Source organism: Actinomyces sp. Z5, assembly GCF_003287795.1.
Lineage (GTDB): Bacteria > Actinomycetota > Actinomycetes > Actinomycetales > Actinomycetaceae > Actinomyces > Actinomyces glycerinitolerans.
This window is the reverse complement of sequence record NZ_QMIN01000045.1, coordinates 44,410-56,431: the sequence shown is the minus strand read 5'-3', so window position 1 is coordinate 56,431 and position 12,022 is coordinate 44,410. Positions and strand designations below refer to the sequence as shown.

The 12,022-nt window shown below is 70.4% G+C and carries 9 protein-coding genes; 5 read left to right on the top strand and 4 right to left on the bottom strand.

Features of this window, described 5'->3' with window-relative positions:
- Positions 1-2,309: carbon starvation CstA family protein (locus DRB06_RS05470; RefSeq protein ID WP_111819333.1), on the bottom strand; the 2,309-nt coding region annotated here is incomplete at its 3' end.
- A 173-nt stretch (positions 2,310-2,482) separates the two neighbouring features.
- Between DRB06_RS05470 and DRB06_RS05465 the strand changes: the two genes are divergently transcribed.
- Positions 2,483-4,069 carry an aspartate:alanine exchanger family transporter gene (locus DRB06_RS05465; RefSeq protein ID WP_073333515.1) on the top strand — a complete coding sequence of 529 codons (1,587 nt, stop codon included), beginning with the start codon at positions 2,483-2,485 and terminating at the stop codon, positions 4,067-4,069.
- A gap of 116 nt (positions 4,070-4,185) precedes the next feature.
- On the opposite strand, the gene mtnN is transcribed toward DRB06_RS05465, so the two are convergent.
- From mtnN to DRB06_RS05450, 3 genes are all read right to left on the bottom strand, one after another.
- Complete coding sequence (mtnN, locus tag DRB06_RS05460; protein ID WP_181575196.1) at positions 4,186-4,950, bottom strand: 5'-methylthioadenosine/S-adenosylhomocysteine nucleosidase; 765 nt, start codon at positions 4,948-4,950, stop codon at positions 4,186-4,188.
- 9 nt (positions 4,951-4,959) lie between these two features.
- Complete coding sequence (locus DRB06_RS05455; RefSeq protein WP_111819332.1) at positions 4,960-5,823, bottom strand: hypothetical protein; 864 nt, start codon at positions 5,821-5,823, stop codon at positions 4,960-4,962.
- A gap of 348 nt (positions 5,824-6,171) precedes the next feature.
- On the bottom strand, positions 6,172-6,639 hold the full coding sequence (locus DRB06_RS05450; RefSeq protein ID WP_108965290.1) for an S-ribosylhomocysteine lyase: 468 nt from the start codon (positions 6,637-6,639) through the stop codon (positions 6,172-6,174).
- Positions 6,640-6,677: 38 nt separating this feature from the next.
- Between DRB06_RS05450 and DRB06_RS05445 the strand changes: the two genes are divergently transcribed.
- The 4 genes from DRB06_RS05445 to DRB06_RS05425 all read left to right on the top strand — a co-directional run bounded on the left by DRB06_RS05445 (position 6,678) and on the right by DRB06_RS05425 (position 11,981).
- Entirely contained in the window at positions 6,678-7,589 is a 912-nt protein-coding gene (locus DRB06_RS05445) for an alpha/beta fold hydrolase (RefSeq protein WP_108965293.1), read from the top strand.
- A gap of 290 nt (positions 7,590-7,879) precedes the next feature.
- Positions 7,880-9,319, top strand: a complete 1,440-nt coding sequence (locus DRB06_RS05440) for a DASS family sodium-coupled anion symporter (RefSeq protein WP_111819331.1) — start codon at positions 7,880-7,882, stop codon at positions 9,317-9,319.
- Entirely contained in the window at positions 9,316-11,514 is a 2,199-nt protein-coding gene (locus DRB06_RS05430; RefSeq protein ID WP_181575195.1) for a sensor histidine kinase, read from the top strand. The genes DRB06_RS05440 and DRB06_RS05430 overlap by 4 nt, the downstream gene beginning before the upstream one ends.
- Complete coding sequence (locus tag DRB06_RS05425) at positions 11,511-11,981, top strand: response regulator (RefSeq protein WP_073333530.1); 471 nt, start codon at positions 11,511-11,513, stop codon at positions 11,979-11,981. Before DRB06_RS05430 ends, DRB06_RS05425 begins: the two co-directional genes overlap by 4 nt.
- The last annotated feature ends 41 nt before the right edge of the window (positions 11,982-12,022 follow it).

The following is a 12,022-nucleotide window of genomic DNA, read 5'->3' as shown; positions in this document are numbered from 1 at the left end:
TACTCGTTGACGAGCTTCTTCTCCAGCGGGCTGGCGATCAGGTGCTCGGGGGCGTAGAAGTTCGACTCCTGATACGGATCCTCGGAGGTGGTGGTGTCGCCCGCGCGCACGGCCCGCACCATGGTGATGGCCGCACACAGCATGACGAAGGCGACGAGCACGAGGAACACGACCGACAGCGTCCCCTGGATCATGGTGTTGCGAATAATGGCTCGCTGCACGCTGATCGCCTCCGCGTCGGTGAGCGTGGGCAGCAGCGCCCGTGCATTGCGCCATTGCTGGAAGTAGCCCACCTGCGGATCGGTGGAGAAGATCTTCTGCCACGACGCCGTGAAGGTGACGGCCGTGTCGAAGACCAGCGGGATCGCGGGAATCCACGCGTACTTCAGCCGCCCCTTGCGCACCGTCATCACCAGGCACAGCAGCAGGGCGATGGCCGCGATGAGCTGATTGGCGATGCCGAACAGCGGGTAGAGCGTCTGAATGCCGCCGCGCGGGTCGGTCACGCCCATGAGCAGCAGCGAACCCCAGGCCGCCACGACGACGCCGGTGGTCGCCCACGCCCCCACGTGCCAGGACGGGTCGCGGAACTTCGGCCAGATGTTGCCCAGGGCGTCACCGAGCTGGAAGCGCGCCACGCGAGTGACGGCGTCGACGGCGGAGAGGATGAACAGCGCCTCGAACATGATGGCGAAGTGGTACCAGAAGCCCATCATCGTCCGGCCGCCGCCGATCTGGTGGAGGATGTGCGACATGCCCACGCTCAGCGTGGGGGCGCCGCCGGTGCGGGAGATGATGCTCGGCTCGCCGACGTCGGAGGCCACCTGCTCCAGCGCCTCGGCCCCCGTGTACGTCTTCGGATTTCCGTCCTCGTCCCAGGAGTCCCACACCGGAACGAGCGAGTCCCCGTGGGCGTCGGTCACCCCGAGGTTGGCGACGGCCGCTGCCGCCACCTCCTCGCGGTTGGAGGCGGTGGCGACGACGTCGTCGCCGGCGAGTGCGTTCATGGTGGCGGCGGAGGTGTTCATGGAGAAGTAGATGCCCGGGCTCAGGGAGACCGCGGCCGCCAGGGCCATGATCGCGACGAAGGACTCCATGAGCATGCCGCCGTAACCGATCATGCGGACCTGGCTCTCCTTCTGGATCATCTTCGGGCTGGTGCCGGAGGACACGGTGGCGTGCATGCCGGACAGGGCGCCGCAGGCGATGGTGATGAACAGGAAGGGGAAGAGCTTGCCGGCGAATACGGGGCCGTCGGTGTTAAGGGCGAACTCGGAGACGGCGGCCATCTCGACCACGGGCCGCACAATGATGATGCCGGCGGCCAGGACCGCGATGGTGCCGACCTTCATGAAGGTGGACAGGTAGTCGCGCGGGGTGAGCAGTACCCACACGGGCAGGACGGCGGCGAGGAAGCCGTAGACGATCATGCACCACACCAGGGTGGTGGGCGACAGGTGCAGGTACTGGCCGAAGGAGGACTCCGCGACCCAGCGCCCGGAGATGATGACGCCGATGAGTACGGCGAAGCCGACGAGCGAGACCTGGGTGATGCGGCCGGGCTGGACGAAGCGCAGCCACAGGCCCATGCAGATGGCGATCGGGATGGTGCAGCCGACGGAGAAGACGCCCCAGGGGGACTCGGCGAGCGCGTTGACGCACACCATGGCCAGCACCGCCAGCACGATCATCAGCATGACCAGGACGATGACAGTGGCCACGGTGCCGCCGACCCGACCGATCTCGTCGGTCGCCATCTGCCCCAGGGAGCGGCCGCCGCGGCGCATGGAGAAGAACAGCACCAGCATGTCCTGAACCGCGCCGGCGACGACGACGCCGAGGATGATCCACAGCGTGCCCGGCAGGTAGCCCATCTGGGCGGCCAGGACGGGGCCCACCAGCGGGCCCGCGCCGGCGATGGCGGCGAAGTGGTGGCCGTAGAGGACCACGCGGTGGGTCGGATCGAAGTCGCGGCCGTTGTTGATGCGCTCGGCCGGGGTGGCGTTGGTGTCGTCGGGCCGCATGATGGTGCGCTGGATGTACAGGGCGTAGAAGCGGTAGCCGATGGCGTAGGTGCAGATCGCGGTGACCACGAACCAGATGGTGTTGACGTTCTCGCCGCGTGCGACGGCGAGCATCCACCAGCCCAGCACGCCCAGGGCCGTGATGGCGACCCACAGGGCGATCTTCTTCGGGGTCCACTTGGTATGCGGCTTTATGCCTACGGGCACGCCCTGACGGTTGCGGATGATCAGGCGCTCTTCGTCGGGGGAGTAGGAGGGACGGGCGGGAGCTATGTCGGTTTCCATGCAGTCTCTCATCATCGAGGAGGGGATAAACGAACGTCGGGCCGGGGAGGGCCCGTACTCGGGCAGCTTAGTTCTCACATAAGTGACCGGACAATTACCGTCACGTGCTGTCACGATATCCGTTGCCGCCGACGTGTCGGGAATCCTCATGGGTCTCCGGCTAGCCTGACCCCGTGCCAGACCTACTCGCCTCCGTCGTCGACGTGCTCGCCTCCGCGCCGATCCTGACCGTCTTCCTGGTGATCGGGGTGGGCACCGCCGTCGGGCAGATCCCCTTCGGGCCGATCCGCTTCGGGGCCGCCGGAGCACTGTTCGTCGGCCTCGCCGTCGGCGCCCTGGATCCGAGCCTGGGGGAGAACCTGACCCTGCTGCGCAGCCTGGGCCTGGGACTGTTCTGCTACACCGTCGGCATCGGGGCCGGCAACACCTTCTTCCGCAACCTGCGGCGCCAGCTGCCGCTCATGGCCCTGTGCGTGCTGGCGCTCGTGCTCGCCGGCGGCGCCGGGGCGGTGTACGCCCGCCTGACCGGCATCAGCCCGGCCATGGACGCGGGCGCTTACGCGGGGGCCCTGACCAGCCCGGTCCTGGACTCCGCGATCGAGGCCGCCGGCACCCAGGAGCCCGCCGTCGGTTACGCCCTGGCCTACCCGGTCGGCGTCGCCGTCGCCATCCTCATCGTCGCCATGGTCATCGGCCGCGACTGGCCCGGGCGCCGCGACCCCCGCCCCGCCTCGGCCGACGGCCTGGAGGCCACCAGCGTGTTCCTGCTGCGCCGCGTCGCCCTGAGCGAGCTGGAGGCCTTCCAGCGCAACCGCATCCGCATCTCCTACCTGGAACGCGACGGCGCCACCCGCGTCGTCTCCCCCGACGAGGAGCTGCTGCCGGGCGACAAGGTGGTGATCGTCGGCGCCCCGACCGCCCTGGAGGACGCCATTCATGAGCTCGGCACCGGCTACGACCGCTGCCTGGCCAAGGACCGTACCGTGGTCGACTACCGGCGCCTGACCGTCTCCTCCACCCGCGTGGCGGGACGCACCATCGGCGAACTCGACATGCACGGCCGCTTCCAGGGCGTCATCACCCGCGTGCGCCGTGGCGACCTGGACCTGCTCGCCAACGACGACCTGGTGCTCGAGCTCGGCGACCGGGTGCTGGCCGTGGTGCCATCCGGGGATCTGGAGCGGGCCGCCGACTACTTCGGCGACTCCGAGAAGTCCATCGCCCAGATCGACGCCTTCTCCGTCGGGGTGGGCATGGCGCTGGGCGTACTCGCGGGGCTGGTCGCCATCCCGCTGCCCGGCGGCATCACCCTGCGGCTGGGTGTGGCCGCGGGGCCGCTCGTGGTCGGCATGGTGCTGGGTCGTCTGGGCCGCACCGGTCCCTTCATCTGGCAGCTGCCGCACGCCGCCAACGCCACCATCCGTCAGCTCGGGCTGCTGTTCTTCCTGGCCGCCATCGGCCTGGCCTCCGGCCAGGACTTCGCCGCCTCCGCCTTCTCGATGACGGGGCTGGCGGTAGGTGGCCTGGCCGCGCTCGTCGTGGGGGTGGGCGCGGTGGTGCTGTTGGCGGGCGCCCGCCGGGTGGGGTTGAGCGCACCGCGCGCGGCCGGCGGCCTGGCGGGGCTCGTGGGCCAGCCCGCCATCCTCGCCTTCGCCCTGTCCAAGCGTGACGACGAGCGGGTGGAGGCCGGCTACGCCACTCTGTTCGCCCTGGCGATCGTGGTGAAGATCGTCATGGTGCAGGTGCTTGTGGCGGTGTAGGGGCGGCCGGGGGCCGGGAAGTACGTGGAACTTCCCGCATAAACGTACGTGGTGGCTTCCGTACAATCGCCGGCTCATGCCGCGGGCGTCTTGGCCCCGGGCACGGCTCGCACCGCTCAGCCCAGCGCCGCCAACACCACGGCGGCCGAGCGGGCAGCGGCCTCATCGGCGCCGATGTGGAAGTCCTGGCCGGCCTCCGGGCCGCACAGGTCCGAGACGCCGCGGATTGAGGCGAAGGGGATGGCCGCGGCGTGTGCCACCTGGGCCAGGGCGGTCGATTCCATATCGGTGCTGACTGCCTGCGGGAAGCGCTCGCGGGTGTCCTTCACGTTCGCGGCGGTGACGAAGGAGCCGCCCGCGAGCATCTGCGCCACGTGGATGTGGGCGGATCCGGCGGCCGGCGTGGCGGCGTGCAGGGCGTCTGCGGCCGCTCCGGCGCGTGCCACCAGACCCGGATCGCCGGTGAAGGTGGCCGGCTGCCCCGGGGTTTGGCCCGGTGCATAGCCGAAGGCGGTGGCATCCACATCCGTGTAGGCCAGCTCGGTAGACACGCACACGTCCCCAACCTCGACCTCCCGACCCAGGCCGCCGGTAGTGCCGGCGGAGACGATGAGCTCCGGGGCCACCTGCGTGAGCACCGTCGCCAGGGCGCTCGCGGATGCCACCAGTCCGATGCCCGAGCGCACCAGGAGCAACTCGCGCGCTCCCCCCAGGTCCAGCGGCCAGGCCTCGGCACCGCCCGGAAGACGCGGGGCGGTCGCGTCAACAAGCCGCGGCAGACGATCCAGGAAGGGCTGGGCCTCCTCCGGCATCGCCACCACGACCACGGCGGCCACTCGACGGCGGATCGACTGCGGCACATGACTAGGAATCGCGCTCATACCCCGAGCTTAGGCCTCCCGATCGGGCCAGTAGCCCAGGCGTTGCGCTACGGGTCGCACCAGTTCGACGGTCTGATGCGTGAGTACTTGGCGTGAGGTCAACCGCAGCGGCGTGTAGCCGTGCGCGACGAGCCATTGGTCGCGATGGCGGTCGTGCTCCCAGTCGGCCCGCTGGCTGTGGAACTCGTGCCCGTCGGTCTCGATGTCTATCCGCCCCAGCAGCAAATCCAACTCTCCTATGGGCACCTCTACCCCCACCTCTGGTGTGGCGCCCGCCTCCTCAAGTTCGTAGCGCGCAATGGTCTCCAGCAGCGAGCGTGCCTTGGGGTTGGCCCGGTCCAGCAGCCGGCGCAGTGGGCCATTGCGGTTGCCGTGCAATCTGGCGCGAAGCTGATCCTTGGTGACCAGGCCGCCCCGTAGAGCCGCATCCAGGGCGATCAGCGCGTCCAGCGGCCCCGCGCACCGCATGAAGGTGATCAGCATGGTTTCCGCATCGGCGTAGGGCGAGCCGAGCGGGTCAACGTAAAGGTCGGGGATGTGATGACAGGTGGTGCGCAGCGGAGCCGCCCGCGGCGTGGTGGACACCAGCACATGTACGTTGGGGCCGGGGGTGTCCTGAGTGGGGAGCCCACAGGCGACGACACCATGGGCACAGCAAATTAGTCCACCCATCTGCCGGGCGACAATGACTTCCCGCTTCGTCCCGGGAAGGGCGATGACTCGCCCCGGATGCTCCTGGACCACGCCCTGCTCCACCATGCGCGCGAGTGTGCGCCGAGCGGTGCGGTCGGCGGAGAGGTAGCGCGCCCGGGCAGCGCCGTGCGCCGCCGCCAGCACCCGCAGGATCTGGTCCCGCCTGTTCGCATACCCCATGGAGTGAGCATCGACTGGGCAGGCGCTGCCGACAATGCCGAATACCCAGTCTGTGGATAACGTGTTGCGGAAAGTGATTTATCCACAAGGCGGGCCGGCTCACGCTATAGACACCCCAATTAAGGCCTGTCGCACACACGTCGGTTGCATGGGCCCCGCCGGGTGCTGGCTTGGATGTCAGCGGGTGTTCGTGAGCTCAGAAATGTCCATCGGTGACCACTTTGGCAGAAACGATCCAGTAGTCTCCAACAGAGACTAGCTCAAACCCTTGAAAATACGCCGGTTCCGGTTACGCCGGCATGCCGGTCAACGTCAAAGTGGTCACCGATGGACACTTTCCGCCGCATGCTAACTGGCGAACACGGTCTCCCACTGATCGCGCTTGTCCAGGAAGCCGCGGACCGCCTCCTGGGCGGCCTCCAGCGAGTGGTGGGCGCCCCAACCGCACTGGACCTCATTGGCGGCCGGCACTTCCGTCGCCTCAAGGATGTCGCGGAACGTCGCCTCGAGCAGTGGCAGGAACTCCTCCGGCTCCAAGCCCAGGGTCAGCGCGTAGAACCCGGTCTGGCATCCCATCGGCCCCCAGTCGATCAGCCGGTCGGTGTGGTTGCGCATGAGTTCGGCGGTCAGGTGTTCGATCGAGTGCACGGCCCGCATCTCCAGGTGCTCCCGGTTGGGCTGGCAGAAGCGCACATCGTATTTGACCAGCTCGTCACCGCCAGGGAGCCGCTTGCGGTCCGCGATGCGCACGAACGGCGCCGCCACCTTGGTGTGGTCGAGGTTGAAGGACTCCACGTTCATACGGTGCTTGGTCATGACTTCAGGCTAGCCGCATTCCGGGCAAGAATGGCGACATGAGTCTGCCCCTCGCCCGCATCGTGGTCGGCCCCGCCGACGCCCCAACCCTCATCCTCCTCCACGGCATCACCGGCTCCGCCATCTCCCAGGCGGACGCCATCGACCACTGGGTGGCCCGGGGCTACCGGGTGGTCGCTGCCGACGCCCGCGGCCACGGCCTGTCCCCGCGCTGGACGCCGGCGCAGCTGGCCCGGGCCGGGGACGTGCTCGTCGATGACGTGATCGACCTCCTGGAGGAACTGTGTCCGACTCCCTCCGCCGCCTCGGGCGAGGTAGGTAGGGAGCCGAGTCCGTCGCTTCCCACCGGGGCCGGAGCCGGGAGCCTCGCCGGCGGTCGGGCCGGATCAGTGCCCGCCGACCCAGGTCGCCGGCCGGTCCTGATCGGTCATTCCATGGGGGCGGCCACCGCCATGGTGGTGGCCCTCCGGCACCCGGAGTTGGTCTCCGGGGCCGTGCTGTTGGATCCCGCGCGGTATGGCAGTCGCACGCCGCAGGAGCTGCTGGAGCGGGGCGCCGCCCGCAAGCGTGCCCGCGCGGTCGATCTTTCCGACCTGCCCGGTGCCGTGGCCCGCGCCCTGGCCGACCCGGAGATGCCCGTCGCCGAGGCCGTCGCCGGCGTGTGGGCGAGCCAGCGGGTCGACCCGGCGCTGCTGGACACCGGCGTGGTCGCGCCACCGGTGCCATGGGAGGAGGCAATGGCGGCACTGACGGTGCCCACACTCCTGGTCACCGGCGACCGCCCCGGCTCGGCCCGCGTGGGTCCCGCGGGCCTGGACCTTCTCGACCGCATCGCCAACCCACACGTCGAGACCGCGCTCGTACCCGGCGCGGGCCATGACGTGCGCCGCACCCGCCCCGATGGCTTCTGGGCGGCCGTGGACCCCTGGCTGGAGCGGCTGCTGCGCTGAACCCCGGAGCGGCGGCATTCCTCCCCCGACGATGCGTGGACACGCCGTGCGCAGACAAGCAGGCGAGGTGTTCGCCTCGCGCGGTCGGGAGGCTTGCGGTGGCCGGGCTCACGGGGGAGGTTGGTCGCGCGCTCGCCTCGCGCGGTCGGGAGGTTTGCGGTCCGGTTACCAATGCCGTGGGCGGTAGCCGCTTCGGGCATTTGCGCCGCGCATCACATAGGCTTTCCCTACCCGGCAAAGACGTCGGGGACACCCCCGGACACCGGCACCGGGTGCCACGAGGAGGAGCTATGCCCGCGCGCACGCGTCCCGCCGCCAATCGTCCGCGCCCCGGCGCCCCCGATCGCCTCGAGCCGCTCAACCGCAGGCAGATCATCGGCATACTCGTCGGCATCACCGTATTCGTGGCGCCGTTCCTCGTCGACGTCCCAGACCTGGACCCCCTGGGCGAGCGGATGCTGTCAATCTTCCTGCTTGCCATCGTCTTCTGGGTCAGCGAGGCGATCCCGCTGGTGGCCACCGCCGTCCTGGTGATCGGACTGGAGGTGCTGCTGATCTCGGACCAGGCCGTCCTGCCCGTCCCCGCGGACGCCACCGCCTACTCCTCCTTCTTCGCGGCCCTGGCCAACCCCGTGATTGTGCTGTTCCTGGGCGGTTTCCTCATCGCCGACGGCGCCGAGAAGTTCCACCTGGACAAGAACCTCGCCGCCGTGTTGATCAAGCCCTTCACCGGTTCCGCGCGCCGCACCGTGCTGGGGCTCATGATCATTACCGCGGTGCTGAGCATGTTCATGTCGAACACGGCCACCACCGCCACCATGTTCGCCGTGGTCATCCCGGTGCTCGGCGCCCTCCCCGAGGGCCGCCCCCGCACCGGCCTGGCGCTGTCCATCCCGGTGGCGGCGAATGTGGGCGGCATGGGCACGCCCGTGGGCACACCCCCAAACGCCATCGCCCTGGGCGCCCTGGCGGAGGCCGGCCACGCGGTCAGCTTCCTGGACTGGATGATGATGTCGATCCCGCTGATGCTGGTCATCCTGCTGGGCGCCTGGCTGCTGATCTGCGCCGTGTTCCTGCCCGGCGGGCTCGCCGTAAAGCTGGACATGCGGGCCGAGTGGTACACCGACCGCCGCGCGGTCATGTTCTACGTGATCGCCGCCGTGACCATCCTGGCCTGGATGACCGAGTCCCTACACGGCCTGAGCGCCAACGTGATCGGCTTCATGGCGATCGTGGCCATGCTGGTGACCCGGGTGATGACCGGCAAGGACCTGGCCGGGCTGTCCTGGGATGTGTTGTGGCTGGTGGCCGGCGGCATCGCGCTGGGTGACGGCGTGGGCGCCACCGGCCTGGACGTGTGGATCCTCAACCTGTTCAACTGGACCTCCATGCCGGCCCTCGCGGTAGTGGTGCTCATGGGCGCGCTGGGCCTGGCCCTGTCCAACGTCATCTCCAACTCCGCGGCCTGCAACCTGCTGGTGCCGCTGGCCATGGGCCTGGCCACGAGCGTCGGCGGCCTGGAGCCGGTCACCATCGCCGTGGTGCTGGCGCTGGCCTGCTCGCTGGGCATGAGCCTGCCGATCTCCACCCCGCCCAACGCGATCGCCTACGCCACCGGGGAGATCGCCACCGGCGACATGGCCAAGATCGGCCTGATCGTCGGCATCGCCGGCACGGCGGTGCTGGTGCTGCTGATGCCGACGCTGTGGTCGGCGATGGGGATGCTATGAGCATCGCGCCCCCGTCCGACGCCACGCCCGCCGTCGACGCCGACGATCGGCTGGTCGTTGCCGTGGTCTCCCCGACGTCGCTGGGCACCCAGGCCGCCCATGAGGTCACGCCGGCGGTGCGGGCGCTGGCCGACGTCGTGCGCGTGCGCACCCTGGCGGAGCTGTTCCGATGGGCGAGTACCGGCCGCTCCGACGCCGCCCAGGCCTCGCCCCCCACCGCGAGCGCTGCCGCGCCCGCCGCGCCCGACTCCTCCGCGTTCGCGGCCCCGGCTGTAGCGCCGGCGCCGGTGGCCCTGATCATCGCCACCGACGAGGTCGGCAGTCTCGACGACGTCGCCGCCGCCGTCGCCCACTACCCCGCCCTGGCCGCCGCCCGGCTGGTGCTGCTGACCGAGCGGGCCGAACTGCACGACCTGGGCCGCGCCATCGACGAGGACCTGGTGCGCGAGGTCATCGCCGTGCCCTGGACGCCGGGTGCCATCGGCGAGCGGGCCCGGGCGCAGATCCGCCGCTGGATGCGCGACCGCCTGCCCGACGACGACCCCCGTCGTCTGCGCGACGGCGACGGGTTGGACCACTCCCCGCTGCTGGAGGCACTCACCCACCACTCCGACGCCCTGACCGCCGAGCTCATCGCCGCCTGCGAGCAGGTCCTCGGTCCCCGCCCGCGCCTGCAGCTGCCGGCCGGGGTGCGGCTGACCCACCAGGGGCAGGCCGTCGACGGCGTCTACGTGGTGGTCCGCGGATCGGTGGCGCTGACCCGGCACACCCGGGTCGGCGAGGTCACCCTTCATCACGCCACCACCGGCCGCATCATCGGCCTGGTGTCGCTGGCCAGCCACGGGCGCGCCTTCGTCACCGCCACGACCACCACCGACGTCGAACTCATCCTGCTGTCCATCGAGCAGCTGGACCGGGCGCTGCGGGAGAACCCGGTCACCGAGCAGGTGCTCGCGGCGCTGATTATCCGCTCCCTGACGAAGCGGCTGGAGCGCTCGGAGGTCTTGCAGGTGGAGAAGATCGAGCTGGCGGCGGCGCTGGACGCCGAGCGGATCCAGGTGCAGGAGACCCTCACCGCGCTGGAACAGGCCCGCCTGGAGCTGTTGGCGCAGGAGCGCTTCGCCACCCTGGGGGAGTTGGCGGCCGGGGTCGCCCACGAGTTGAACAACCCCGTGGCCGCGCTCGAGCGCGCCGGCGACCACCTGAGCGCGGACCTGGCCGCCGTGCTGGCCACCCACCCCGACGGCGAGCTCATCGCGACCGTGGCCGCCGACGCGCGCACCCGACCGGCCGCCTCCACGCGCACCGAGCGCGCCGCCCGCAAACGACTGGAGCAGGTGGTCGGGGATCGGGAACTGGCCCGCCGGCTGGTGGCGGCCGGCATCGACGCCGACGGCGATCCCCACACCGCCCGCGCGCTGGCCGCCGACCCCGCTCGCCTGGCCACCGTCGAGGCGGCCGCCGCCATCGGCCGCGCCGAACGAAACATGCGCCTGGCCACCGACCGCATCAGCGGCCTCGTTGCCAGCCTGTCCACCTATGTGCGCCCCGACGGGGAGGACATGGTCGATGTGGACCTGCGGGAAGTGGTTGAGGACGCCCTGCGACTGACCGCGCATCGGCTGGAGGGGGTGGAGATCGAACGCGATTACCCGGCCGACCCGGGCGCGCTGCCGGCGGTGCCCGGCCACGCCGGCGAACTGGTACAGGTGTGGACCAATATTCTCGCCAACGCCGCCGACGCCCTGGCCGCCCAGGCGAAGGCGGACGCCGCGGCCGGCCGGAAGACGCGCCCGGGCCGCGTGAAGGTACGCATCGCGCCGACGGCAGGCGGGGTGCGGGTGAAGGTGCAGGACAACGGGCCGGGCATCGACCCGGACGTCCTGCCGCGCATCTTCGAACCCCGCTTCACCACCAAGCACGGCCAGGTGCGCTTCGGGCTGGGGCTGGGCATGGGACTGGCCAAGAGCGTGGTGGACGCCCACCGCGGTTCGATCAAGGTCGACTCCGAGCCCGGCCGTACCCGGGTCACCGTGGTGCTGCCCGCCCACCCGACCGTGACGGCCGCGGGTCTCCTGCCCGAGAGTCCACCGGGACCGCCGCCGCGACCGCACCAGGCCGACAGACGCCCGGACCGGAAAAAGCCGCGTAAACCGACGCGCAAGCATTCACGCTCCCCGAAGGAGAAGCCATGAAACTCGCCATCCTGGTCGTTGAGGACGAGCCGGAGGTCCGGGACGCCGTCGTCGGGGATCTGGCCCCTTTTGCCGCCACGGTGCGCATCGAGCCGGCCGAGGACGTCGCCGACGCCTGGGAGGCGGTCGGTGACATCGACGACGACGGCGACCTGCTCGCCCTGGTCCTGGCCGACCATCGCATGCCCGGCCGCAGCGGCGTCGACATGCTGGTGGAGATGAACACCGATGCGCGCACCGCCGCCGCCCGCAAGGTGCTGGTCACCGGGCAGGCCGACCAGGCCGACACCATCCGTGCCGTCAACGACGCCGGGCTGGACCACTACATCGCCAAGCCCTGGGACCCGGCCCGGCTGCAGCAGGTGGTGCGCGACCAACTCACCGACTTCGTGCTGGAGACCGGCATCGACCCACTGCCGCACCTGCGCGCCCTCGACCGGGTGCGGGCCCTGGAGGCGTTGCGCTGACGCAGCCCGGTGAGGCTGTGATGGCTCCGTGACTGGGGGTT